Annotated in this window: 20 protein-coding genes; 13 read left to right on the plus strand and 7 right to left on the minus strand. The window is 44.1% G+C overall.

What is annotated here, in order from left to right; translation table 11 throughout:
• The first annotated feature begins 472 nt into the window (after positions 1 to 472).
• A complete protein-coding gene (locus tag C9J01_RS22745; RefSeq protein WP_107300421.1) occupies positions 473 to 766 on the plus strand; it encodes a hypothetical protein in 294 nt (97 codons plus the stop codon).
• Positions 767 to 1,067: 301 nt separating this feature from the next.
• On the opposite strand, the gene C9J01_RS22750 is transcribed toward C9J01_RS22745, so the two are convergent.
• The 4 genes from C9J01_RS22750 to C9J01_RS22765 form a co-directional block, all read right to left on the minus strand.
• Positions 1,068 to 2,360, minus strand: coding sequence for a TRAP transporter large permease (locus tag C9J01_RS22750; protein WP_107300422.1), 1,293 nt, complete (start codon positions 2,358 to 2,360; stop codon positions 1,068 to 1,070).
• Positions 2,347 to 2,853, minus strand: a complete 507-nt coding sequence (locus tag C9J01_RS22755) for a TRAP transporter small permease (protein ID WP_107300423.1) — start codon at positions 2,851 to 2,853, stop codon at positions 2,347 to 2,349. Before C9J01_RS22755 ends, C9J01_RS22750 begins: the two co-directional genes overlap by 14 nt.
• 11 nt (positions 2,854 to 2,864) lie before the next feature.
• Entirely contained in the window at positions 2,865 to 3,833 is a 969-nt protein-coding gene (locus C9J01_RS22760) for a TRAP transporter substrate-binding protein (protein ID WP_107300424.1), read from the minus strand.
• Between the two features lie 297 nt (positions 3,834 to 4,130).
• Positions 4,131 to 4,598 carry a hypothetical protein gene (locus C9J01_RS22765; RefSeq protein WP_107300425.1) on the minus strand — a complete coding sequence of 156 codons (468 nt, stop codon included), beginning with the start codon at positions 4,596 to 4,598 and terminating at the stop codon, positions 4,131 to 4,133.
• Between the two features lie 186 nt (positions 4,599 to 4,784).
• Between C9J01_RS22765 and C9J01_RS22770 the strand changes: the two genes are divergently transcribed.
• The 5 genes from C9J01_RS22770 to C9J01_RS22790 all read left to right on the plus strand — a co-directional run bounded on the left by C9J01_RS22770 (position 4,785) and on the right by C9J01_RS22790 (position 10,354).
• A complete protein-coding gene (locus tag C9J01_RS22770) occupies positions 4,785 to 5,462 on the plus strand; it encodes an SDR family oxidoreductase (protein WP_107300426.1) in 678 nt (225 codons plus the stop codon).
• A 269-nt stretch (positions 5,463 to 5,731) separates the two neighbouring features.
• Positions 5,732 to 6,754: a LacI family DNA-binding transcriptional regulator gene (locus tag C9J01_RS22775; RefSeq protein WP_107300427.1), complete on the plus strand. Its 1,023-nt coding sequence runs from the start codon at positions 5,732 to 5,734 to the stop codon at positions 6,752 to 6,754.
• A 17-nt stretch (positions 6,755 to 6,771) separates the two neighbouring features.
• The gene (locus C9J01_RS22780; protein WP_107300428.1) at positions 6,772 to 8,007 is read left to right on the plus strand and encodes an alpha-amylase family glycosyl hydrolase; all 1,236 of its coding nucleotides are present in this window, start codon (positions 6,772 to 6,774) and stop codon (positions 8,005 to 8,007) included.
• A 173-nt stretch (positions 8,008 to 8,180) separates the two neighbouring features.
• On the plus strand, positions 8,181 to 9,377 hold the full coding sequence (gene malE, locus C9J01_RS22785; RefSeq protein ID WP_107300429.1) for a maltose/maltodextrin ABC transporter substrate-binding protein MalE: 1,197 nt from the start codon (positions 8,181 to 8,183) through the stop codon (positions 9,375 to 9,377).
• A gap of 8 nt (positions 9,378 to 9,385) precedes the next feature.
• Positions 9,386 to 10,354: an aldo/keto reductase gene (locus tag C9J01_RS22790; protein WP_107300430.1), complete on the plus strand. Its 969-nt coding sequence runs from the start codon at positions 9,386 to 9,388 to the stop codon at positions 10,352 to 10,354.
• 75 nt (positions 10,355 to 10,429) lie between these two features.
• Here C9J01_RS22790 and C9J01_RS22795 read toward each other — a convergent pair whose 3' ends face one another.
• On the minus strand, positions 10,430 to 11,236 hold the full coding sequence (locus tag C9J01_RS22795; RefSeq protein WP_158264589.1) for a MerR family transcriptional regulator: 807 nt from the start codon (positions 11,234 to 11,236) through the stop codon (positions 10,430 to 10,432).
• Between the two features lie 393 nt (positions 11,237 to 11,629).
• Between C9J01_RS22795 and C9J01_RS22800 the strand changes: the two genes are divergently transcribed.
• From C9J01_RS22800 to ald, 7 genes are all read left to right on the plus strand, one after another.
• Positions 11,630 to 13,441: an ABC transporter ATP-binding protein/permease gene (locus tag C9J01_RS22800; protein WP_419687656.1), complete on the plus strand. Its 1,812-nt coding sequence runs from the start codon at positions 11,630 to 11,632 to the stop codon at positions 13,439 to 13,441.
• Between the two features lie 144 nt (positions 13,442 to 13,585).
• Positions 13,586 to 14,389, plus strand: a complete 804-nt coding sequence (locus C9J01_RS22805; protein WP_107300433.1) for a MetQ/NlpA family ABC transporter substrate-binding protein — start codon at positions 13,586 to 13,588, stop codon at positions 14,387 to 14,389.
• 217 nt (positions 14,390 to 14,606) lie between these two features.
• A complete protein-coding gene (locus C9J01_RS22810) occupies positions 14,607 to 17,906 on the plus strand; it encodes a prealbumin-like fold domain-containing protein (protein WP_107300434.1) in 3,300 nt (1,099 codons plus the stop codon).
• A 282-nt stretch (positions 17,907 to 18,188) separates the two neighbouring features.
• The gene (locus tag C9J01_RS22815) at positions 18,189 to 21,146 is read left to right on the plus strand and encodes a sensor domain-containing protein (RefSeq protein WP_158264590.1); all 2,958 of its coding nucleotides are present in this window, start codon (positions 18,189 to 18,191) and stop codon (positions 21,144 to 21,146) included.
• A 66-nt stretch (positions 21,147 to 21,212) separates the two neighbouring features.
• On the plus strand, positions 21,213 to 21,860 hold the full coding sequence (locus C9J01_RS22820; RefSeq protein WP_107300436.1) for an HAD family hydrolase: 648 nt from the start codon (positions 21,213 to 21,215) through the stop codon (positions 21,858 to 21,860).
• 84 nt (positions 21,861 to 21,944) lie between these two features.
• Positions 21,945 to 22,211, plus strand: a complete 267-nt coding sequence (locus C9J01_RS22825; protein WP_107300437.1) for a hypothetical protein — start codon at positions 21,945 to 21,947, stop codon at positions 22,209 to 22,211.
• Between the two features lie 475 nt (positions 22,212 to 22,686).
• Positions 22,687 to 23,802 (plus strand): alanine dehydrogenase, encoded by a 1,116-nt coding sequence (ald, locus tag C9J01_RS22830; RefSeq protein WP_107300438.1) that lies wholly within the window; start codon positions 22,687 to 22,689, stop codon positions 23,800 to 23,802.
• Positions 23,803 to 24,181: 379 nt separating this feature from the next.
• On the opposite strand, the gene C9J01_RS30090 is transcribed toward ald, so the two are convergent.
• Entirely contained in the window at positions 24,182 to 24,313 is a 132-nt protein-coding gene (locus tag C9J01_RS30090; RefSeq protein ID WP_272898736.1) for a hypothetical protein, read from the minus strand.
• A gap of 63 nt (positions 24,314 to 24,376) precedes the next feature.
• Complete coding sequence (locus tag C9J01_RS22835) at positions 24,377 to 25,024, minus strand: murein L,D-transpeptidase catalytic domain family protein (RefSeq protein ID WP_107300439.1); 648 nt, start codon at positions 25,022 to 25,024, stop codon at positions 24,377 to 24,379.
• Between the last annotated feature and the right edge of the window lie 415 nt (positions 25,025 to 25,439).

Below are 25,439 nucleotides of genomic sequence, written 5' to 3' on the forward strand. Positions count from 1 at the left end.
TTATTTTAAAAGGTTGATAAATATAAAAAATATAAATTAAAATCTGATTTTGCTTAAAGCTGTAAGTTTTATAATGCCTTATAAAAACTAAATATAAATACACTTTAAATAATTCATCAGTAAATTATTATGCCCCTAAACGTGACGACGCCTTCGTTTTCATTATTTGGAGTTAGGCTGATGCTTGAAGAGCTAAAGGCGAGGCTAGAGCTAGTTTGGCTTTGCATGAAAATAGGCGCTGCTGTGTTCCTCATGGTATGGCTGGTTACCGGCAATTGGGACAAGCTATTAGATATTTTTGCATAACCAGATGCGGTTAGCACTTTGATCCATTACTGCCACTGTTTGGATATCTCTTCTCTGAGGTAATGGTGATTTGAACAAAATATGGCGAATACTGAGGCCTAGCTCAGTGACTTCTTTCGCCTGCAATTTGACAACGAACAGTAATGAACATTTACAGGAAATAAAAATGAAAAAGATGGCACTCACCGCATTGCTACTTGCGCTACCAGTTACAGCCACGGCAGATGAGTCTTGCGGAAACTTCATGGCAGCTAAAAAAACAGATAATGAAGCGCGAGTTCTGGATTCATACAAGGACGGTATTCGTGACCTACGCGGCTTGGAACAGCCAGCAGTGATGAAAGAGTTTGAGAACGCCGATCTTGGCCAAAAGAAAGCGTGGGTTGAGCGGGCTTACAGCAAGTGCAAACGCCGTGGCGCGGGTGAAGACCTAGCTAATGTAATTACTGATATTCAATAACCGTATGGAGCGCCTCTCATATTTATTGTGAGGCGCCGTAACATCACTAATGCCATGTTAGATCGCGCGCAAATAATTAAATGGATATCCGGAGATCCAGACAAGAGAAACCTGAAGCGCTTTAGTCGTTATCAGCAAAAGTTCACCAACTGGGGAACTTTGAAATTTTTAGATAACACGATTTTTTAAGATGGAAATATGAAAATCAATATCCAATTGAAATACATAAAGAAAGCCAGCAACAGGAGTTACTGGCATAAATTACACTTTCAACTTATTTAACGGCAGGACATTAAACACTTCAAAGCATTGATGGGAGCCAAAGGGTTAGTGCTGGAATGTAAGTTACTGCCATAAGCACCGCAATCATAGTTAACCAAAATGGCAGCAGGCCACGGCTTACTTGAGTCATACTGACATTCCCCACCGCACAGCCTGCAAACAGCGCTGTTCCAACCGGGGGAGTGACCAACCCTATGCCAAGGTTCAACATCATGATAATGCCAAACTGGGTAGGATCAATGCCTAACTTGGTGATGACAGGGTACAAAATTGGTGTACAAATCATTATTAGTGGTGCCATATCCATGAAAGTGCCGAGGATAAGCAACATAATATTGATGAGTAGCATGAGTACCAGCGGGTTGTCAGATATTGAAAGAATAAAGCTACTTATCTTTCCTGGAACCTGCATCATAGTCATTAGGTAGGCAAAGCCTGCGGCAAAAGCGATGACGCTCATCACCATAGCCACAATGCTAAGCACATTTACCAGCATGGCTTTGGTTTCGCGCAGCCCTATAGAACGGTATATACAGTAAGTCACAAATGCTGCCCATAATACCGCGATTGCAGCTGACTCAGTTGGGGTAAATACCCCTCCAATGACGCCAGCCACAATGATCACCAACGTCATTAGGCCAAGCAATGCTTCCTTGCAATAAATTACAGCCTGGCGAAGCGGAACCATTTCACCTTTTGGCATCTGCTTCTTGTGGGCAAGGATGGATACAAGGAACATTAGTGCCAACCCAATCAGGATCCCTGGTATTACCCCTGCAAGAAACAGGCTTGAGACAGATACGACACCGCCCGTTGCATAGGCATAGATGATGACATTATGGCTTGGCGGGATCACGACCCCTTGGGTTGAAGAGGCGATAGTAACGTTGACACTGAAGGCATCATCGTAACCTTGCTTCTTCATCATAGGGATCATTATTGAACCAATAGAGGTCGTATCTGCAACGGCTGAACCAGATATCCCCCCGAAGAACATCGAGGACAATATATTTACCATTGCCAATCCTCCCCGGACGAAACCGACGAGTACATTGGCGAGGTTAACAAGCCGCCATGCGATGCCTCCCTGCGCCATGATAGCACCGGCTAGGACAAAGAAAGGGATTGCCAGCAAGGTAAAGTTATCGACACCGGCGACGGCTTTAAGCAGAACAGCCTCAATGGGCAAATCAATGTAAAAAGCGGTCAACAGTGTTGAAATCCCAAGGGCGAAAGCAATGGGTAACCCAAGGAAAAGCAGGGCAAAGAATCCTAATAAAAGGATTGCAGTGGCGATCTCATAGCTGGGCATCGCACACCTCCTCACTACTCACAAACATTCCAAGTAGCTTTTCCAAACTGAACAAGGCAACCAAAGCCCCGGCAGCAGGAACGGCTGTGTACACCAAACCTACGCGTAGCCAGGTGATCTCCGGATAGCGTTGAAACCATGTTCTATCGACCAGATCTATCCCATACCTCACAAGACAAATGGCAAAAACCATGACAAGGAGATGCTGAAATATTTCAAGCACGCGAAGCTTAGTGCCTTCCAGCCAGTCATTGAGTAGCGAAACTCTTAAGTGTTCACTCCGCCGGTAACACAGGGCAGTACCGTAGAAAGTGATTTGCACAAGAAAGAACTTCGAAATAGGCTCTGCAAAGCCAGATCCTGAGCCGATGAAGAAGCGTAAGCTCACTCCTGTGATGATTGAGATCACCATGGCAACCAATAGCACCATGCCGGCAAACATCAGGGTATTCTCAAGCCTATCCATGGCACGTCCATAAAGGTGTACTGCCATTCCAGCCTCCTTTACATCGCCATTCTTTCAGCTAGCTCCAGAAGTTCTGGATAGTTGCTGGCGCTTTTCTGGCGGATAGGAGCTGTCGCTTCAATAAACTCTGTTTTATCGAAGTCGGTAATGACATTGATACCAGCCTCTTTAAGGCCAATAAGCGCTTGCTCTTCAGAACTTACCCAAAGCTCGCGCTGTTTATCAATAGCTGCTTTGGCTGCTTTCATCACCATTTCTCTATCGTCATTGGATAGTGATTTGTAGAATCGGCTAGACATCATGAAGGCATCAGGAATAGTAAGGTGTTCTGTTAATGTGTAATTACCAGCAACTTCATAGTGCTTGTGCTGGAAGTAAGTCGGTGGGTTATTTTCAGCACCATCAACAACACCTGTTTGAAGGCTAGTGTATAGCTCGGAATAGCTCAGTGGCATACCGTTCCCACCCATAGCATTCATCATTTCGATAAACAGTGGGTTCTGGATAACCCTTACTTTGAGTGACTTCAGATCTTCTGCTTTATTGATTTCAGTTTTTGCGTTGTAGACTGAACGCGAGCCTGCATCCATATAGCCGATACCCAACAAGCCCTGGCGCTCGATAGAGCTGAGCAGCTCTGCAATTTCAGGGCTATCGGTCACTTTGTACATGTGCTCACGGCTTAGGAAGAAATAAGGTAAATTAAGTACATCAAAGCGAGGATCCAATGCACCTAGGATGCCATTGGTCACTCGTGTCATTTGAATAGCACCAAACTGTGTCTGCTCAAGTAACTCCTTTTCGCCACCTAATTGGCCACCGGAGTAAATCTCAACGCTGATCCTTCCGTCAGACCATTCGCCAAGAAGCTGATCCATATACTGGATGGATTCGATAACAGGGTGCCCCTCAGGGTGAACATCCGCATATTTAATAGTGATGTCTGCTGCCGAAGCGCCTGCCGATGCCAAACCTACGATGACTGCCAACAACCCTTTCTTGAACATATGCCTCTCCTTGTTGTGTTTGCCTGTTTTATAGATACAGACAGTTTTATGGGTACAGACAATAGGCTAGGAATTTTCTTGAGTGTTTTCTCATTACGAACTCACAGTTCAAAGTTGAAAATATTCAAAGTGAATTCCTGTATTTGCCGATAAGAGTAGAAAGGTACTCGGGAGGAGGCGGGCACCCAATACAGAAAAAGCCCCAGTAAAAATACTGGAGCTTTTGGGTATCTGGCCTTATGTGCAAACAATCTCAACTAATATTGAGAGTGCTGTCTGACTTCCTAATTTTCTTCGTTACTTATTCAAACCCAGCAACCCTGTCATGGTTAAGCCGAAAAGGTGTTGGAGCAGAGCTAAGCCATCCTCCTTGGGCAATTTATGCTGGATGATATTTACCAGTCCTTTCGCGCCGAGTGCGCCTTGCCCTCTGTCCTCATGTTTGGAGGCATGCATCATGAACATTTTCATTATCATCCTGAACTCCTTGGACTCGAGCGATACCGACCAGGATTCAATCAACGCCTCTTTGGACTCGAACGAAAGATGATCCATGATGATAGGGAGTACCTTTCCGTCCATGGCGATAGCAAAGTCCTGATTGGAAGGGTAGTAGCCCTGCAAGGTGCTTTTGCGAAGTCCGGTTTCTTTGCTTAGCCTGTCATACGTGACATGGTCCCATCCTTCGTTGAGAAAGATGTGTAAAATTATCGCATTGTATTTGGCGAGGTTTTCCTGCCATTTTTCTTTAGTAATACGGGCCATTGCATATCTCCCAATGATCTATGCATCAACAATATCATAATACGTATCCAGAACGATATTTATATTATCAAGTCATTGATATTGCAGAAAATAGCTCCGCTTAATACCGATGAGATTTGATTCTTTTTAAGACTTTTTATGGCAGACTTGCTTCATCTCCTCATCAAAACAGGCTTAAGGAAAAGGATGAAACGTATATTAGTGACTGGCGCGACCAGTGGAATAGGCTACGAGCTGGTAAAAACGCTAACCGGAAAAGGACACAGCGTTGTTGCTACAGGGCGTAATCAGGCTAAGTTAGAAGAGCTAAGTGAACAAACTGGTTGCCAGTCGATCCAGGCTGATCTGAGTGATGCACAACAAGCTCTGGAGCTGGTCGGCAAAGCTGTCGAGCATTTAGGTGGGTTGGATGTCTTGGTCAACAATGCCGGGATGAACTCACGTAAATGTGGCATTGAGGATTTCACCTTAGAAGAGTTTGATTACCAGTATGCGGTGAACCTGCGTGCTCCTGCTGTGTTAAGTCGCGAAGCTCTGAAAGTGATGAAGCCTGCCAAGAGTGGTCAAATCATCAATGTCCTCAGCACGGTTGCCAAGCGCTCGAATGAAACCATGAGCGTCTACACCGCTATGAAACAAGGGTTAGCAGGGTTCAGTGCCATTTTGATGAAAGAGGCGCAACCTCACGGGATAAAAGTCACATCCTTATTCCCAGGTGGTGCCGATACCAATTTCAGGGAAGTGGACCGCCCGCAGTATATGCACCCGAAAAGTGTTGCCGAGACCATTGCCGTGCTGCTTGAACTTCCGCAGGACGTTGTGATGCATGAGATGGTGTTCAGGCCACCGGTTGAGGTTGAGTGATAGCCGACTCAAACTTACTTGCTTTTTTCAAGCTCAGTTTCCAAGTCCAGATAACCTTCTGGGCTTGATTTCTTCTGGCCTCCAGAGCTATTCAACCCGAACCGTTTTTCCTTTCCTGCCCATCAAAAATCAAATTTAAACAAAATTTAAAGCGCTTTAAATTGTTGTGCATTTCGATATCCATGTCACACATGTTGCATTACATGGTTGATGCTTGTAGGGGATAAATGCAAACTTAAAGCGCTTTAAATAATTTGAAAAAGAAGAATATGACGACTTTAGCAGCAATATCAAAACACCTTGGCCTATCGATGGCGACAGTGAGTCGAGCGCTCAATGGTTATCCAGAAGTCAACGCCAAAACCCGGCAGCGTGTGGTTGAGGCTGCTGAACAACTGGGTTACAAGCCCAACAGTGTGGCCCAGCGGTTAGCGACCGGAAAATCCAAGATGGTGGGTATTATGCTCCAATCGCCTGATGAGTTGGTCTGTGCACCGACTTTCCTGCAGGAGCTGTTTTATATTAGTAACACACTGCAAGCCAAAGGTTATGACTTGCTCATTAACTCGTCGACGATGGGTGATAATGTCGAGGGCTTGAAAAATTTTGTCGCCAAAAGTGCCATTGATGGCCTTATCGTAAAGGCACCATTGGTTAACGATGAACGTATCAAGTTTCTAATCGAGAAGAATATACCGTTTGTTGTCCATGGCCACGATACCAGCGCGCTCGAATATGCGTATTACGATATTGATAACAGCTCGATCTCTTCGAAAGCGGTGGCACATTTGTCTGAACTGGGCCACGAGAGAATAGTGCTGATCAATGGCGATGAAAAACAAGCGTTTGCCAAAAAACGTTCGGACAGTTTTATTCAAGCGGTTGTTGAAAATAACCTTAACGCCGAACAGTGCCGAGTATTGCATTGCGCCCCTTCGGTAAGGGATGGTGAAAACCTCGCCAAACAGTTACTTGGTGGAAAAGACAAGCCAACCGCAATTATTTGCTATAGCAGTAAGGTTGCTCACGGCATTTATACTATCGCCAAAGAAATGGGACTGACAATTGGCGCAGACCTCTCTGTCATTGCCCACGACGATGGTGTTGCTCACTTTGAAACGGAGAAGTTCGAACCACCTATGACGGTAACTTGTGCCCCATTAACCAATTCTAGTGAACCCATTGCAGAAGCAATCATCCAACTTATTTCTGGTGAGTCACCAGCAAAGCTTCAAACCTTGATGCCTGTGGAACTTGTTATTAGGGAGTCTACTGGCACACCACGTAATTAAACATTTAGGGAAAAATAATGAGTGGATTTAACCATCCAGAATGGACCAAAGACAAAAATATCTATGAAGTGAACCTACGCCAGTATACCGAGGAAGGCTCCATTAATGCATTTATGGCTCACCTTCCAAGGTTGAAGGCGATGGGTGTTGATATCCTTTGGTTGATGCCTATTCATCCTGTTGGAGTAAAAAATAGAAAAGGCACCTTGGGGAGCCAATATGCTTCGCAAGATTATTTAGCTATCGATGCATCTTTAGGGACAGAGGCTGATTTAACACAGTTGGTAGAAACAGCCCATGATATGGGGATGTATGTCATCCTGGATTGGGTCGCCAACCATACCGCTTGGGACAATGTATGGGTTGAACAGCATCCTGAGTGGTACCAGCGAAATGACGACGGCGAGTTATTCCCTTATACCTATGTTGATCCGAGGAAAACGGAGTACTGGACCGACGTTATCGGCCTTGATTATCAAAACAAGGAATTATGGCAGGGTATGACCGATGCCATGGCTTATTGGGTCAAGATATTTGATATCGATGGCTTCCGCTGTGATGTTGCAGGCTTGGTACCAACTGCATTCTGGGAGTTTGCCACAGAACAGTTACACCAAATCAAGCATTTGTTTATGCTAGCTGAATGGTCGTCTCCGGAGTTGCACAATAAAGCCTTTGATATGACTTATGACTGGGGCTTTTATGAGTTGATGGGCGCAATCGTCAAAAAGGAAAAGACGGCGGAAGATATTGCACCATATCTTGATGCGTTATTTACTGAATATCCTGCAGATGCTTATCGAATGGTCTTTACCACCAACCACGATAAGAATACTTGGGAAGCCAGCGATGAAGAATATTTCGGGGATGCATTCAAGGCGTTTTCGGTCTTGGCTGCAACCTTGTATGGCATGCCGCTAATTTATAGCGGACAAGAAGCCTATTTGGATAAGCGGTTGGCCTTTTTTGAAAAAGATAATATTGATTGGAAAAGGCTTGAACTAGAGACCTTCTACTCTGAACTGCTGACCCTTAAACGTGAAAACCAAGCCTTGTGGAACGGACCATATGGTGCAATGCCATTGCTGCTGCAAACAGGTAACCCAAATGTTGTTGCATTTAGCCGGGAAAAAGAATCGAATTGTGTTGAGGTAATTATTAATTTATCTGAACAAGTTCAAGAATATCAAATTAACAATATAGCTAAAAAAGGAAAACTATCACCATTTGAATATGTTATTACAGTAAAATAATTATTTTACATCTTATCTAATATAAATCTTATTAAATATCTTAATCACCATGAATTATTATGGTGGTAGAGGGTGCTTGATTTTTAATATGCAATAACGAACAAATCGTTTGATTGTTTGGGGTTTTCTACACCCCAAACAACTCGAATAATACAAGCTATAGGGATATGAATATGAAAAATAAAACCATCTTGAGCCTAGCTGTATCATGTGCAATCGCTTCTTTTAATGCTGCGGCTTTTTCTGATTCAGAGTTAACTGTTTGGATGCCATTGGACAAAGGCCAAAAAGGCATGACATATGCGGTTGAAAAATTCGAAGAAGAGATGGGTATAAAAGTTAATGTCGAGTTTCCTGTCCAGTTAGAAGAAAGGTTTACCCAGGTGGCTTCTGTTGGTAAAGGTCCTGATATTATGATTTTTGCCCATGATAGGTTCGGCGGGTATGCCGAGGCTGGGTTTGTCAAAGAAATTAGGCCGTCAGAGAGCTTTAAAGAGAAATTTGCGCCTTATACATGGGAAGCGATGAGCTATAAGAGCAAGATTTATGGTTACCCTATAGCAGCAGAATCCCTTTCACTAATATACAACAAAGATGTTATCAAGGAGCCACTGGAAAATTGGGAAGATATCTATAAAGTCGATGAAGAGTTGCGCAAACAAGGGAAAAAAGCGATAGCTTGGGATCTGAGAAACCCTTATTTCACCCACCCATTATTCTCGAGCGCGGGCGCATACACCTTTGAGCTGACCCCTGAAGGGTTTAATCCAAATAATACCGGGGTTAATACTCCTGAAGCCAAACGTACAATGCAGTTCCTCAAAGATATTGTCGATAAAGATATTATTTCCCGAGATATGGACTACTCGCGCGCCGAGGCTGCATTTATCAATGGCGAGGTGGCTTATACCATCAACGGCCCTTGGTCATGGGCCAATATCGACAAGCTCGGTGTCAATTACGGCATTGCGGAATTACCCAAGTTTGAAGGTAAGCCTTCAAGACCTTTTGTCGGTATATTGATGGCAGGGATCAATACCTCTACCCCGAATGCGGATATTGCCGCGGAGTTTATCGAAAACTACCTTCTTTCTAAAGAATCGCTTGAATATATGAACAGTCAGGTACCTATCGGTGTACCTGCACTCAATGCTTTCTCTGAAGAGTTAGCAAATGATCCAAGAATAGAGGCTTCGCTGATCAATGCGAATAACGGTGATGTCATGCCAAATATTCCGCAGTTGTTGGGATATTGGAACGGCATGACCGATGCCATTGCCAATATTCTTGAAGAACGAGAATCTATTGAAAAATCCTTACAACGTCTAGAAACCCGTGTGCTGGCTAATGCGGAAAAAACAGAAAATTAGGAACAACAATGAAAACCATTAAAGATATAAAAACATCATCACTGGGTTTCGGCTGCTGGGCAATCGGTGGTACCTGGAACAATATCAATGATAGCGATTCGATTGATGCGATTCGTGCAGCGGTGGATTATGACATTAACTTCTTTGATGTCGCCCCTGTGTATGGGCTAGGGCATGCAGAAAAGGTACTGGGCAGGGCGCTGGAGGGTGTTGAACGCTCCAAAGTGGTGATTGCCACCAAGTGTGGTCTTGTCTGGGATAGTAATAACAATGTGAAAAATGATTTGAGTGCCTGCAGTATCTTCCGTGAGGTGGATGAGTCACTGTCGCGTTTGAAAACTGACCATATCGATCTTTATCAAGTGCACTGGCCGGATCCGAATACGCCGATTGCAGAAACAGCCCAGGCGCTTGCTGAGCTAAAGCAGCAAGGCAAGATCCGGCATGTTGGGGTATCTAACTACTCACTAGATATGACTCGTGAAATGATGGAAGGCGTAGAGGTCGCGACTTTCCAGGGCTTGTATAATCTTATTGAGCAAAACCCTAAGAGTTACCATGGCATTCCGTTAAGTTACCGAGCTCGAGACGAAGTCATACCTTTTTGTGCTGAAAATGACATCAAATATTTGCCTTATTCTCCGCTGATGCAGGGACTGTTAACCGGCACATTGATGCGAACAAACAACTGGGATAAGAATGATGACCGCCATAATAACCCCAAGCTCAATGGAGAGGTATTTGATAAATATTTCAACTGTGTTGAAGAGCTCAAGCAGCTTGCAAAAACAGCCCAGGTGCCACTTTCATATATAGCTATCCAGTGGTTGACTCATCAACCCGAAGTCGGGCCGGTTATTGCCGGTGCGCACACCATAGAACAGGTGAGGGAGAATGCATTAAGCCTCAATAAGGTTTTGGACCAAGAGATATTACTTCGAGCAGAAGACATAGTCCGCAAGTGGGGCGTTCAATAAGTAACAACAATGATATGAAAGAAGGCCTGCAGGTTAACTGCGGGCCTTTCATAGTAGCTTTTACTCGTTGATAATTTATCTTGCAAAAGGAATTTGTAGCTCAGTTAAAAATTCTTCAGGATTATCTGTTTCATGGATATCTATCAGATAAATCTCTATTGCTGGCCCTGTCATAGTTAGGTTATGAGTACGCAGGTATTGCTTGATTCTGTCGTAATGATATTGGATTTTTCCCATATCATTATGGCCCCAGAAAGACAGGCAAGCATATTCACCCGCAGGTAGTGTGTGATCCCCTTGCTCATTTAAGATGAAGCAGTCGTTATAGGTACTGTAATTGCCAGCAAGAAAGTCTTTGTGGCAAATTCTGGCACCGTAAAGACCTAAATTAACAGTACTATTTTGTTTGCAATTAACTTCACTTTCAATTTCGCGGTGGACACGGTCAATATCCCAAAAGGAGTGGACTTTTTTAGTTCGTAGCCATGCTTTTCTTTCAGCAATATATTGCTCGGTAATATGCATGTCGTTGGAGTGAGAGGTTGCGGCTTTCAATGTTGTTTTTCGTGCCAGGATCTCACTTCTTACTCGTTCGAGTTCTTGCTCCTTTTTAGATATAGTTTCAAGCTGGAGATCAATGAATGCAATACTTTTATCTATACTTCGTTCAATGAGGTAATTCGCAATATCATTTAATCCTATTCCTAGAAAGCGTAAGTCACGGATAACGTTTAGCTGCCAAACTTGACGGTTGGAATAATAGCGGTAGCCATTATCTTTGATCACTTCTGGTTGAAGTATTCCGATCTTTTCATAATGCCTAAGCGTATCGACACTAATATCATATAACTTACTAATTTGACCAATTCGATATAACTTCATGATGATTAATCCATTTATATGAAAGTTGCTTGGCATCAACTATTGCTGTTAATAGATAATGCAAAGATAAAGTGTCAAATCCATCTCTCACATATTAAATAGAAAAATATCCATATTCATCAGCTATAAATTAACCTACCTTACAGACCAGTCGTTTAAAAGTAGAGATATGTTTCATTGTTTAACGAAGTATGAATATTGGACCTCCGATAAAAAATAATTGACTGTGGGGCTATTCCAGACTGCAAGATAGCCGGGTCAGATCCATTTCTCATATACATTTGCAAGCTTACGAATAGAATAATCCATAGCGTCGGGTCGTTTATATGCCGTTATCATTGTTACTTGGTGGTATGCTCAAGGGTACAGGGAACCCAATAAGACATGGTAATGATGGAATCGCAATCGACTACGGATAATCCTAATTTGAATCAAGCGACTCAGCCTCAAGTGAAACGCAAGAGCCTAAGCATCTTGCTGGAACTAGTGAAGTTTGTGCAGCCATACCGTGGCAGGGTATTGGCCGCGCTGGTGGCGCTGGTCTTTACCGCCTCGCTCACCTTGTCTGTAGGGCATGGGGTTCGTATCTTGATTGACGAGGGCTTTTCCCAGCAGTCGACCAGCGAGTTGGCCAATGCCATTCAGTTTATTCTTGTCGTGACAGTGCTAATCTCCATCGGGACATTTTTCCGTTTTTATCTGGTCTCCTCGGTCGGGGAGCGGGTCAGTGCCGATATTCGGCTAGCGGTGTTTAACCATGTGATCACCTTGCATCCGAGTTACTTCGAAACTAATGGTAGCGGCGAGATCATGTCACGTCTTACCACCGATACCACCTTACTGCAGAGTATTATCGGCTCATCGTTTTCGATGGCGATGCGCAGTGCCTTAATGTGTGTCGGTGCAATTATCATGCTGTTTGCCACCAACATAAAATTGACGTTGATTGTATTGGCTTCGGTGCCGTTTGTACTTGTTCCTATCCTTATCTACGGTCGCCGTGTCAGGGCTTTATCACGTAAAAGCCAGGATTCAATGGCCGATGTGGGCAGCTATGCAGGCGAAGCCATTGAGCACATAAAGACGGTGCAGAGTTATAGTCACGAACAGCAGGAAAGGGCGTCATTTGCCGATGAGGTCGAGAAAGCCTTTGATATCGGTCGCCAAAGGGTCAAGCAGCGAGCAATCTTGATCTCCGGTGTTATTGTTATTGTGTTCAGTGCAATAGCGGGGATGCTTTGGGTCGGCGGTAGCGATGTCATTAATGGTGTCATGAGCGCAGGTGACCTTGGCGCGTTTGTCTTCTATGCCATCATGGTGGCTTCTTCTCTGGCAACGATCTCCGAGGTGATGGGGGAGTTGCAACGCGCAGCTGGTGCGACAGAGAGGTTGGTAGAATTACTTCATGTCGATAGCCACATTGTGGCACCTAGTCAAAATACAGCTTCTACCCAATCACTTGCGGCTGAAGTGATGTTTGATGATGTGACCTTCAGCTACCCATCCAGGCCGGATCAGGCTGCGATCAAGCATTTACAGCTCACAGCCGAAGAAGGCAAGGTATTAGCGTTAGTCGGGCCATCAGGCGCGGGCAAGACAACCCTGTTCGAGTTGTTGCAGCGCTTTTACGATCCGCAACTTGGTAAGGTGACATTGGGCGGTGTCGATATCCGTCAGTTTGAACCCGGTGAATTACGCCAGCAAATGGCGCTGGTGCCCCAGCAACCGGCCTTGTTCAGCCATGATGTGTTCCACAATATCCGTTATGGCAATCCAGAAGCGACTGATGAACAGGTGGTTGAGGCGGCCAAGAAAGCCCATGCCCATGAGTTTATTCAAAACTTGCCGGATGGCTACAATAGCTTTCTTGGCGAGCGCGGGGTTAGGCTCTCTGGTGGTCAACGCCAGCGAATAGCCATTGCTAGGGCGATATTGAAAGATCCGAAGATCTTATTGCTGGACGAAGCAACCAGTGCATTGGATAGCGAAAGCGAATACCACGTACAACTGGCTCTTGAGGAATTGATGCGGGGAAGAACCACCTTGATTATTGCCCATCGCCTTTCAACGATTCAGCATGCCGACCAAATTGCCGTCTTCGATCAGGGACAACTGGTGGATATTGGTGACCACTCATCCTTGATGCAAAGCAGTGATTTGTATCAGCGTTTGGTCGAGCTCCAGTTCAAGCATATGAGAGCTTAGTTTAGTTATATTCCCAAGAGGAATAATAAATTCAAATATGCTCTATGCCAGTTTCTGATTAAGCGTTTGATTTATTGATAGGCCTCTATATTATGGACGTATAGAAGTCTAAATGCATTAGAAACACTTTTTCAAGGAAGAACAATGAGAACACATACCAAGCTGAAACGTTGGATAATTGCGGCAGTTGCATTAGTAGGCCTAACCGCATGTGGCCAGGAAGAGTCGTCAGTCATAAAAATTGGCGCGACAGCTGGCCCTCATGCACAAGTGGTTGAAGCGGTGGCCGTGGAGGCTAAGAAGCAAGGCTTGGATATCGAAGTGGTAGAGTTTTCTGACTACATCACCCCAAATGCTGCCTTGGCTGACGGAAGTATCCAATTAAATAGCTACCAGCACCTGCCGTTCTTGCAGAATTTCAACAAAGGCCATAACAGCGATTTGGTTTCGATTGGTGAGTCGATTTTGATGAGAATGGGTATTTACTCCAACAAATACAGCTCGCTGGCTGATTTACCCGACAATGCTCAGGTTGCTATTCCAAACGATCCAACCAACGGCGGACGTGGCTTGTTGCTGCTAGCAGATGCAGGGCTTATTACCCTTAAGCCTGATGTCGGCTTTACCGCGACGCTGCATGATATTGCTGAAAACCCGAAAAGTCTGAAGTTTATTGAGGTCGAGGCAGCCCAATTGCCAAGAAGCCTTGATGATGTCGATGCTGCTGCCATTACCATGAACTACGTGATGTCTGCAGGCCTAAACCCTAAAGAGCAAGGTCTGTTCCTCGAGGCCAAAGATGCCCCTCTCGCGGTAATGGTTATTGCTGCACGTGAAGAAGATAAAGCCAACAGCACTTACCAGAAAATCGTCAGTATTTTCCAGTCCCAACCGGTGAAAGATTTCATGCAGGAAACCTTCAACGGGACGATTGAACCGGCGAGCTAAACAAATTAATTACTGTTAATTTGAATAAAAAACCAGACATTTTTGTCTGGTTTTTGTTCTCTCATAACTAATAAATCGACTCATCTTGAGTAAATCCGCACTTATTCTAATTGTAATAAAAACCACCTAACTAATTTTGAAGTAATCAGTTTCTGGGAGCCAGAGTTGCTCCAGAGGAAATAACTGTAATAAAACATAACGACAGAAGGTTAGGTGTATGAAACTTCATGCTTTTGAGCGTATAAAGCGGCACGCTCTATGGGGAATCGCATTTTCATTGGGTATTTCGGCGTTACCTGTACAGGCGTTCGAACAGCCGCCAATGACCGTCCAATTTACTTTAGAGGGGTGCCGTAATGATGGTAACCCTACGCTGATTGATGGTAGTAACACTTTACCTAATGCAGAAGACAATTTTACTTGTCAGGACCCGAATGATTTAGGTGGAAATGATACACCATATACTTCAGGTAACTTAGGCAAGGGTTGGAATGAACTGGATCTTGTTCCTCACCGCTTAATTGCAACAAACGGTGATAGTGATGAAGCGGTTACTTACAACGTGATAATTGCTGCGGATAATGCCGATAGTGATGATGTCATGGGTTATGACCAAATCTTCAATGTTCAAATCATCCGCTCTCCCGAGATAAATGCCTTTTCGGATGATTCCTGTGAGTTGATGGTTGGCGATCAACAAATAGATAGTTCAGGTACCGTTACCGGGGGAATTGACGATGTTATTTATCGTCAGCTGACCATTACTCAAGACCCAAATACTACTTGCGTGATTGACTGGGCGAATCGCCTTGCAATAGGGGCAAGTGATTTTTCTGGCTCTTCATTACAGGCTTATATGTTTGAGTCTGAAGACTTCCAAACAGGTAAGCGGACTGTCCCTATTCCTGTCAGGGAAATACTGGCAGCCGGTGTTAGAAAAGATATGACGGCGACGGAAGGGGGCGATGGTGTTGTATGGAATGTAACGAAACAAGCAACACCTGCAACGGTTGATCTGGGCAATACGTGTGATCAGGACGAAAGTAATAGTGAAAATGTATCCATTCGTGTTGAATGGCAGGCATTTCCTGTACCTGGTGAAGGAGTATTGGTTATTACTAATATTTTCGCTTTTAACCCCTCATCGAGAGAAGTTAGTGTCAGTGTGATGGATACTATTTTTGGCGATGCAGATGGTCCGGATAATGGTTCAAATATAACTCCTTTGGATACCGTAACTTCTCCTACTGAAATATTAAATCCAGGGCAGGAAAAGTTAGTTTTAACCCACACTTTTAATGCGCCGACGGATGTTTCAGATTTAAGCGATACGGCTGTTGCCACATTTATAGATACAGCGACAGGAATTGAATTTCCTGAGAAGCCTGAGGTGACTTTTGAGTTGGATAATATCCAACCTGGCCCATCCGGTTTTACAACAGCTTTCGTTAGTGACACTGAGCGGATTACTGGCCAAGGGCTCACATATAAAGTGACAAGCCTTACCAACGGTAGCGCTGATGGTTCATTCTCTAACGGTTATACGCTCAATACGTCTTTGTCACCAACTGATCCAGATTTAGTTTGGACATCAGTCATGCAGGAAACAGAGTGTTCGAATTCGCTGGGGTGCGATGTAGGCTTTGCCGAGTTCAATAAAACTATCGAGGCGGCTCCCGTAACATCAACAACAGGTTCACTCGCGGATTGGGCTTTGTTGACCGCGTCTGATGGTTCTATGTCGATGAGTGGTACCGAACAATCACCGGTTCAAATTATTGTGACAAGTTCAGCATTGATAGACTTAGATGTTCGTCTTGCTGTTCCTGCATTAACCGAACCAGATACCTTGCAGTGCACAGTAGAAGTCAAAGATTCATCTGATGGTATTGTTGCGACATTAACTTACGACTTCGACAATACAGTTAATGACATTACCCAAACTATTGACGATATTGCCCCGGATAACTACACCGGAGAAGTAACCAGTTGTGGCAACTTGGTTGGGGATACAATCAAAATGGTTGACCTAACCTTCCCTGAAGAACCTACGTTAGCTAACTGTTCTGGTGATTTGGAATTCGTGCTCGTTGCACCTGAACCACCTGCACCGGTTTATGCGGCAGTTGATAAGATCACAATGCCTTACGGTGAGGAAAATGGCTGGACAATGACATTAACAGGACCGAACACTGGGCCAAATGGCATTGTGTTGGTGACTAGTGATTCAGAGCCAGGAGCCTATGAGCTGTTTGAAGATCAAAATGGTCCATTTGAATTAGTCGAGGGTTACTATACCGTTACCGAGACTGTTCGCGAAGGTTGGGTGCAAACGGCAAGTACGGGTTGTGAATTTAGAGTCAATTTGCCGGAGGATGAAGGTAGCGTCAAGCGGTGCTCATTTACTAACAAGAAGCTCGGTAAAATTATCATCCATAAACTGACCAAGCCAAAATATGGTACTGGGTTTAGTTTCACACAAAATATAGAGGGTGATTACGAGTTCTTGCTCGACCATGGTCAGAGTAAGGTGTTTGAAGGTGTGGTACCAGGTAATTATCGGGTAACAGAAAACGATCCTGCGCCAGACTTTAATCTTGTCGATTTGGTTTGTACTGAGTCTAAGATGGCAAATACCCAAACCAATACAATGACCAGACAGGCGGATATCGTATTGGATCCCGGAGAGGTGGTCGAATGTACTTACACCAATCGTGAAAACGGTATGGTGCTAGTGAAGAAATTGACTAACGGCTATGCAACCAATGATGAGTGGAAATTTACGTTAACCGGACCAGGGGTAAATACCTTTGCGTTGACACCACCACACTTGTTCGACTTTGATGGTATCAAGCTTACTCCATACGAGAAATATACCTTGTGTGAAGTAGACATGCCTTATGGTTGGCAGTCATTCTGGATGGTTGATATTAATGGTGATAATCAATTTGATGAACGATTAAGGCTGGAAAATAGCAATAACGATTCACCAATTAATTACTACCTCCAAGTCAGTGAGTTGTTTAACCCGGACTATGGCAACATCCAGTCCATTTACGATGATTTGACGCTCTGTGTTAACTTCATTGTGAAACCCGGACAGACCTTGTTCTTCCAGGTCGACAACAGGCAAGTGAAGAAAACAGAGCCAGTTGCTTGTTACGATAAGCCAATTTATGGCAATTATCTAAGCAATGATGATCTACAGGCAAACACCTACATGCTTGGTGACTATCATGTCGATACTTGTGAAGAAGCAAAAGAGGTGCTGGATAAGCCTTCGTCATACGCAAGTGCTGATCATCTAGCCTCAAGGTTGTTCAGTGCAAAACTGCATGAGCAGTATGGCTTGAACAGTTGCCAGCAAGCACAAACGGCAATGTATGAGACGCAATCAATGCTCGAAAACTCTGGTTACAGTGGCTATGGTTATCAGCCAAGAACGTGGAGTAACTGGCAAGCCAGTAACCTAATTCGGGATTTAGATACGTACATTGCGGGCTTCATGTGCCGGTAAAGTATAATCCAGGGAATTAACAAAAGGCCGAAGTGAGCTGTCGCTTCGGCCTTTTCTTTTATGGAAAAGGCCTAAATTGAATACACAACCCATTTCGTATGTTATGTAAACGATTGGTTTTCATTAGAGTGATGTTAATCAATGTTTTGTTATATCGCTTTTATGAATGCTCGCGATTGCTTTTATCTCTCATTCTCATGCGGTAAAGTCCGCTGCGGGTGTGGTGATAGTGTTATTACTAAACAAGCATTAAGGTTGCTGTTGGTAATAATAGAAAAGCTGATGGATTACAAAAAATTAAATACGTTTAATCAACTCTGCGGGCAAGAGCTCTTTGATACTGTTGGCTTGAGTTTGTATGAAGCCTTTGCTGTCGATAAAGTTATCATTGGCTCTGTTCATGATGACAATGAAGGCGTACATATCCTTTCTAGTTGTTTTCAAGGGGAGAGAGGGGAGAAGAGCTACTTTCCTCTAATCAATGTCCCAGAAAATCAAGTCGTTGAACTCTGTCAGCGGGTGATTATCCCGAATGCACTTGAACAGGCTTACCCGCTATATACTAACCAGCATGTTGAGTCGGCTGAGACGTATGTTGGAATTCCTCTTTATGCGAGAAACCAACAGCTGGTTGGTGTCCTTTCCTGTATTTTCAAACGTCGTTTTGATTCCGTTGATGCCTTATGCGAGTTTTGCGAGACATTCACTGGCTATCTTGGGCATGAAGTCGGCTACGAAACCTTATTGATGCGGCAATCGCAACTACAATGGCAGTTGGAAGAAGGGCAAAGGGTCGCAAAAGTCGGAAGCTGGATTTGGAATCTCCAAGAAGAGTATTTCGAATGGAGCAAAGAAGTCTATCGCATCTACGATATCAAGGATGAATCGGTACTACCCACCTTATCACTGCTATCAGCGTTGATTCACCCAGAAGATCGCGAATGGGTCCTCGACACCCTTCACCGTTCAATCGAAAGCGATGCCGTCAATTACAACTTGGTTCACCGAGTTCAGCTTTGGGATGGCACCATTAAGTACCTGCGCAAGCGTGCCGAGGTACTGCGTGATAGCCAAGGTAAGGCGATAGAAATGCGCGGTACTGTTCACGATGTGACGGATGTGTATCAAATCTCGGCCAAATTAAATAAAGCTTCTCGCCAACTGACAACGACATTCAATTCTGTTGATGAAGGGATTTGGGAATTTGATCTTGAGCGTCGAGAACTGGCGACATCGGCTAAGTTTTGGCATCTGCTTGGCCGTGAAAAACCTAAAGAAGGGGATGATCTCGAGGCCTGGTTATCGTGCATTGTTGAAGAAGACAGGGATGAAGGTGTTGATTATTTTGATCGCTTCATTCAGCAACAGCATGCTTCCGTTTTTCAGTTTGAGTTCCGGTTAAAACCCTGTAGCCGGGTTGCGGTTGATGGCAATGAGTGCTGGCTGACAGTTAAAGGTAGTATTGTCGCTCGGGATGAGAATGGAAAGCCAACTAAAGTTGCAGGTATCCAGCGAGATATTACCCATACCGTTGAGGCCAAGCGGCAATTGGACCGAGCCCAGGTGGTATTTGATAACACCTCGGAATGCATTTTGATCACCGATAAACACAACAAAATTATATCGGTTAACCGTGCATTCGAAGAGACGACGGGCTATCGGGAAAAAGAATTACTTGGTTTATCTCCGAGTATCTTGTCATCAGGGATCCATGACGCAAAGTACTACCATTCTCTGTGGCACAACTTGAACCGATATGGGCACTGGAAAGGCGAGGTCTGGAACAGGCGCAAGAATGGTGAAATCTACCCGGAAGAAATATCGATCAATGTGATCCGCGATGATAATGAAGAGATCATCAACTTCGTAGCAGTATTTCGGGATATTAGCCATTGGAAAAAAGCCGAAGAACAACTGACTTTCTTTGCTTACAAGGATCCGCTTACCGGCCTGGTAAATCGCCGTAGTTTTGTTCAGCGGGTGAAAAAGCATATATCTTCAATTGATGATAAGCGCGCTCAAACGTTCTCGTTATTGTTCATTGATATGGACGACTTTAAGTCGCTTAACGATCTTTATGGCCATGACTTTGGTGACAAGGTCTTGGTCCATATTGCCAGTTGCCTAAAGCGTGTTTTTCCTGTTGCAGATGATATCTGCCGTTACGGCGGTGATGAATTTTGTGTGCTGTTGCCTGAAACCACGTCTGGAGCGGCAAGGGTATGGGGGCAACAAGTTGTAGATAGTGTTGCTGAAGCTTTTGTCTTGGATGATATTGAGGTGAATACCACTGTTAGTATTGGTATTTCGACTTACCCGGAGAGCGGTGAAACCCATACTGAGTTGCTAAAGAACGCTGACTACGCCATGTACAACATGAAAGGGCAGGGTCGAAATGGGATTTGTCAGTACGATAGTGCTCTTCAGTCAGACTACATAGAAAAACTAAAAATGCGTGATCGCTTGAAAAAGGCGATCTCCGATGAGTTACTAACCGTATATTACCAACCTGTTGTGGATGCAAAAACGGGGCAAATCAGCCGGTTTGAAGCCTTGATTCGGTGGATTGATGAAATTGAGGGAAGTATCTCGCCTGCTGAGTTTATTCCTGTGGCAGAGCGCTACGGTTTGATCAGACCGTTGGGAGACTTTGTACTCCATCAAGTGTGCCGTGATCTGAAACAACTCCATCAGTTTGGTTTTTCGGATGTGACTATCAGCCTAAATCGGTCGGTGAAAGAGTTTATCAGTAGCAATGGGCTCCCCCCAATCTGGGACACGATTGAATCTTATGGTTTGCCTTTGAACGCAATCATTGTCGAGATCACTGAGTCGACAGCATCGAGTGAGAGTAGTGATATCCAATCGCTGTTATCGTCGTTTAAACAGAAGGGGATAGAGATTGCTCTGGATGATTTTGGTACCGGTTTTTCTTCATTGAGTTCGATTGTAGAACTTAGACCCAATATCATCAAAATCGATCGTAGCTTTATAGAAGGGATAGACAAGCAGGAAAATCGAACCTTGGTGTCTTTGATTATTGATTTGAGCCATAAGCTAGGGATTCAGGTGGTGGCAGAAGGGGTTGAGACTCGCAAGCAGCTGAATATTTTGCGGGAGATGAACTGCCATTTTGTTCAGGGCTTCTTCTACAGTCCTGCTGTTCCATTTTCTAACTGTATTTCAATCCTTGAAGGGCAGTTGTTGGGCCAAGCGCTGGCTAAACAGGTGCGTAAGTAAACTTGACTTGGATTTGTTGGGTTTAACTGAGTAAGATGTCGGTCTTGTTGTTCGTGGAGTAGGCCCATGCAGGCAGTTTGTTTTGATTTTGATGGTACCTTGGTCGATTCTGAAATTTTTCATGCTCAGAATTGGAGCCAATATCTGTCGGGCTTGAATATCGATATCTCAGCACATGATTTTTTAGCGGATTTCGCAGGTGTTCCATGGGAGAAAGTCGCTAACCATTTCTCTTCAATGGCTCCGATTCCCCATAGTACCTCGACCGTGGTATCTGATATGGAGCGATTGACCTATCAAGCTATTGTGGAAAGAGGGATCCCTGCTAAGCAGGGGGCGTTTGATTTGATTAAATCTCTTCATGGTTCTCTACCATTAGCTGTGGTAACGGGTTCTCCTAGGGTTTATGTTGAGGGAATCTTGTCGCATCTTGGTTGGCTGCATTATTTTGATCATGTGTTCTGCGGTGAAGATGTCGCAAATAACAAGCCCGCACCGGAAATCTATCAGCTTGCTTGCCGTACCTTAGGCGTTCGGGAGCACCAAGCAGTGGCGATTGAAGATAGCCAGACTGGCGCTCAATCAGCATTTACTGCCGGCCTGAGGTTGGTCGTGGTCAATGACTTGCATCCGTTTGGTGCGGAAATGACCCCTTATCGCTATGACAACTTGGCAGAGGCGCAAGCGCAGCAGGCTAAATGGCTTGTCGCATAACACCCGTTTTTTCGCCTATGATATAGGCAAAGAACCAAGATTCTGTAAACCGGCCATATTGTAGGCCCTGTTAAAGGCATTGTAATGCAAGACGAAGATATCATGACTGGCGATATGCTGGTTGAAACGGTTAAGAACCAACTTGAAGAAGGCAATCCTATCAAGGTAAAAGAAACCTTGATGCGTTTGATGATGACAGGTACGGCCCGTGAAGAGGCTATCGAAATGATGGCCTGTGCCCTGTCTGTTGAAGTATTTGACGTAGCCAAGAATGGCGGCAGCTTTGATTTGAAACGATACAGTGAAAATTTGGATGCCCTGCCTGATATGCCTTGGGATTTCGAAGACTAACTTTTGGGTTAGCTCACAAAAAAGCCGCTTATAGCGGCTTTTTTGTTGCCTATATGTTTTGGTTTTGTTTCTCGTGCTTGGGTGGGATCTATTTTGAGAAAAATCTGTACTGGATACCAAAATAGAGAAAAATGTCGCATGGGGCCGTTCAGGTGTCACTTTTTTTAAAATAAGCACTTGAAAACAACAAAAAACACGAAACTTTTCCCGTGCTAGTCTAGCATATAAAACTGCTTTCATGGCTTCTTGGTGGTTTAAATCACTGGATGATAGAAAAATAGTAGATAACTGGTCTGGTTTGTTCGTATATGTTGGGTTTTTCTTGTGTGACCAAGCTCAAAAACAGTTCGTTGTGCTGGTTTGGAATAAAATACTAGTTTGATTTGTTGTCTTTAAGTTAAAAAACGGTCACACATTCCAAGGTTTTTTCTTTATTGTGTATATATCTTTTAACGAGGCAGCAAGGAAACAAAAGATGATTATTGGTGTACCTAAGGAAATTAAAGTTCACGAATACCGTGTGGGTATGGTACCGGCTTCAGTTAGCGAGGCGGTTGCACATGGACACAAGGTATACGTTGAAACCAATGCTGGTGCTGGTATCGGCTTTAGCGATCAGGACTACATTGATGCAGGTGCCCAGATTCTGCCAACTGCTGAGGCGGTATTTGCAGAGTCAGAGATGATTGTAAAGGTTAAGGAGCCACAAGCCGTAGAACGTGCCATGCTTCGTGAAGGCCAAATCCTATTTACTTACCTTCACCTTGCGCCAGACCCAGAGCAGACTCACGACCTAGTTAACAGCAAGGCTGTATGTATTGCTTACGAAACTGTTACAGATGATAAAGGCCGCCTACCACTATTGGCTCCTATGTCAGAAGTTGCCGGCCGTATGTCAATCCAAGCCGGTGCACAGGCACTTGAGAAGTCACACGGTGGCCGCGGTATGTTGCTAGCAGGCGTACCGGGCGTAGAGCCAGCGAAAGTGGTTATCATCGGTGGTGGTGTTGTAGGTGCTAACGCTGCACAAATGGCTGTCGGCCTACGTGCTGATGTTGTTGTTCTAGACCGCAATATCGATGTGCTGCGCCAACTTGATGCTCAGTTTGGTGGTTCTGTACAGTGTGTGTACTCGACTAAAGATGCGATTGAAAAACACGTACTGGAAGCTGACCTTGTTGTTGGTGGTGTATTGGTTGCTGGTGCTGCTGCGCCTAAGCTAGTCACTGCTGAAATGATCAAGAAGATGAAGCCAGGTGCTGCGATTGTTGATGTAGCAATCGATCAGGGCGGCTGTGTTGAAACTTCACATGCAACCACTCACAGCGATCCAACTTACATTGTTGATGACGTTGTTCACTACTGTGTAGCGAACATGCCTGGTGCGGTTGCTCGCACATCCACATTCGCACTGAACAACGTGACTCTGCCTTACATCCTTAAACTAGCAGATAAAGGCTACAAAGCAGCACTGCAAGAAGACAAGCACCTGCTGAACGGTTTGAATGTATACCGTGGCCAGATCACTTGCGAAGAAGTGTCGGAAGCACTAGACCTTCCATACCTAGCTCCAGAAAAAGCGCTAGCGTAATCTAAACTTTCGAACACTAAATCCCTGCTCCGGCAGGGATTTTTTTTGCCTATAGTATGCCTGAGAGGCGAGAGGCGAGAGGCGAGAGGCGAGAGGCGAGAGGCGAGAGTGATATGACCCCCGTAAAGTAGATACGGGGGTTAAATTCCACGGGACATTAAGCATTAAATTTTGCTTTGATTTTAGCTGCTTATATGTATCTTTTTACATTAGGAACAAATAATAAATAAGTTTGTTAACTATTAAGTATTCCAATTAATTGTCAGTGTAGATTGCTAATTTAGGCAAAGATGTATGAATTAAAAATGACTAAATACAGAGGTTTAAAATAAAATATATGACAAATTAGCTATTGCTGTCTGTAAAATTAGTGTTCAAACTAAATAAGCCAATAGCCAATAGCCAATAGCCAATAGCCAATAGCCAATAGCCAATAGCCAATAGCCAATAGCCAATAGCCAATAGCCAATAGCCAATAGCCAATAGCCAATAGCCAATAGCCAATAGCCAAATAAAAAAACAGCAGCTTAAATAAGCTGCTGTTTAGTAAACAATAATAACAGGGAAAATGAGATTATGCGTGCGCGTAGATAACGCTGCCACCTTTGATGGTGTCGATAATTTCCCTTGAAAGCTCTGTAGGTAGCGCAGGGCAACCCCAACTACGGCCAAGGTAACCGTGGCGGTTAACGAATGACTGGGTAGCGTAATCGGCACCATGAATCACGATATAGCGTTGGCGGGCTTTGTCATTTACCCCTGGCGTCAAGCCATCAAGGCGTAGCGAGTAACCATTGCCACCGTAGTAGGTGGTATCCGTCAGGAAGGTGCCAAGAGAGGTCTGGCGTGAGTTCACAATGTTCGAGAACTTAGTCGCGTTTTTACCGCCGCTGTTCACGCCATGAGAAACGAGAGTACGGTAGAGCAGTTTGTTGCGCTTAAGGTCAACGACAAAGAAACGTTCTTTAGTCGAAGGCAAGCTGTAATCGATAATCGTTAAAATAGGTCTTTTACGGCCTTTGGTATTGTAATAAGCCTCGTAGGCTTCTTTAAATACTTGATAGTTAATAACTCCATTTAACTTTGCTTTGTTATAAGCATCTTTCACTAAGATGTCTGCTTGCTCATTTTTCGAGTAAGGCTGGCTGGATATAACACTTGCGGTAGCCTGCAATGGCAACATGAATAGTGCCAGTGCAAATAATACGGTTAGCTTTTTCATTGTCCCTGTAAAATGTTCAATAATGTCGTTGATGTTGGTTGCAGCTGACTTTAACACAAAAAAAAGGACATTTAAGTTGAGTGTTCGCGGAAGGGAGAGGATAGGAAAAGCAAAAAAATCCCGTTTTATTGCTGAGTGCTGTTCAAAAAATAATTAATTACAAGTAATTAAAAGCGATTGTCATTTTTATATGAAATTTTGTCTCAAAGGTGAAAAAATCCACCAAATTATTCACTGTTACAATTGTCAATACGATAATTTATTGTTTGTTAAAGCCAAATCTTATGTCATATTTTGAAAACAAAGAAATGTTAGCAGTTTGACTGTTTGATTGAAAATTGAGCGCTTTATCGCAGTTTTTTACTTCTTTGATGAAAGGGCAGAAACAGAACGATTAATGTTATTGCATATGAAG

This window comes from Photobacterium rosenbergii (assembly GCF_003026455.1).
Taxonomy (GTDB): Bacteria; Pseudomonadota; Gammaproteobacteria; order Enterobacterales; family Vibrionaceae; genus Photobacterium; species Photobacterium rosenbergii.

Excerpts from the sequence above, each read along its gene's own strand:
- C9J01_RS22825 (WP_107300437.1), top strand. The coding sequence starts at position 21,945 with ATGCAAGACGAAGATATCATGACTGGCGATATGCTGGTTGAAACGGTT.
- C9J01_RS22815 (WP_158264590.1), top strand. The coding sequence starts at position 18,189 with ATGGATTACAAAAAATTAAATACGTTTAATCAACTCTGCGGGCAAGAG.
- C9J01_RS22770 (WP_107300426.1), top strand. The coding sequence starts at position 4,785 with ATGAAACGTATATTAGTGACTGGCGCGACCAGTGGAATAGGCTACGAG.
- C9J01_RS22800 (WP_419687656.1), top strand. The coding sequence starts at position 11,630 with ATGGAATCGCAATCGACTACGGATAATCCTAATTTGAATCAAGCGACT.
- C9J01_RS22750 (WP_107300422.1), bottom strand. The coding sequence starts at position 2,360 with ATGCCCAGCTATGAGATCGCCACTGCAATCCTTTTATTAGGATTCTTT.
- ald (WP_107300438.1), top strand. The coding sequence starts at position 22,687 with ATGATTATTGGTGTACCTAAGGAAATTAAAGTTCACGAATACCGTGTG.
- C9J01_RS22780 (WP_107300428.1), top strand. The coding sequence starts at position 6,772 with ATGAGTGGATTTAACCATCCAGAATGGACCAAAGACAAAAATATCTAT.
- malE (WP_107300429.1), top strand. The coding sequence starts at position 8,181 with ATGAAAAATAAAACCATCTTGAGCCTAGCTGTATCATGTGCAATCGCT.
- C9J01_RS22820 (WP_107300436.1), top strand. The coding sequence starts at position 21,213 with ATGCAGGCAGTTTGTTTTGATTTTGATGGTACCTTGGTCGATTCTGAA.
- C9J01_RS22765 (WP_107300425.1), bottom strand. The coding sequence starts at position 4,598 with ATGGCCCGTATTACTAAAGAAAAATGGCAGGAAAACCTCGCCAAATAC.
- C9J01_RS22760 (WP_107300424.1), bottom strand. The coding sequence starts at position 3,833 with ATGTTCAAGAAAGGGTTGTTGGCAGTCATCGTAGGTTTGGCATCGGCA.
- C9J01_RS22795 (WP_158264589.1), bottom strand. The coding sequence starts at position 11,236 with ATGAAGTTATATCGAATTGGTCAAATTAGTAAGTTATATGATATTAGT.
- C9J01_RS22790 (WP_107300430.1), top strand. The coding sequence starts at position 9,386 with ATGAAAACCATTAAAGATATAAAAACATCATCACTGGGTTTCGGCTGC.
- C9J01_RS22775 (WP_107300427.1), top strand. The coding sequence starts at position 5,732 with ATGACGACTTTAGCAGCAATATCAAAACACCTTGGCCTATCGATGGCG.
- C9J01_RS22745 (WP_107300421.1), top strand. The coding sequence starts at position 473 with ATGAAAAAGATGGCACTCACCGCATTGCTACTTGCGCTACCAGTTACA.
- C9J01_RS22810 (WP_107300434.1), top strand. The coding sequence starts at position 14,607 with ATGAAACTTCATGCTTTTGAGCGTATAAAGCGGCACGCTCTATGGGGA.
- C9J01_RS22835 (WP_107300439.1), bottom strand. The coding sequence starts at position 25,024 with ATGAAAAAGCTAACCGTATTATTTGCACTGGCACTATTCATGTTGCCA.
- C9J01_RS22805 (WP_107300433.1), top strand. The coding sequence starts at position 13,586 with ATGAGAACACATACCAAGCTGAAACGTTGGATAATTGCGGCAGTTGCA.
- C9J01_RS22755 (WP_107300423.1), bottom strand. The coding sequence starts at position 2,853 with ATGGCAGTACACCTTTATGGACGTGCCATGGATAGGCTTGAGAATACC.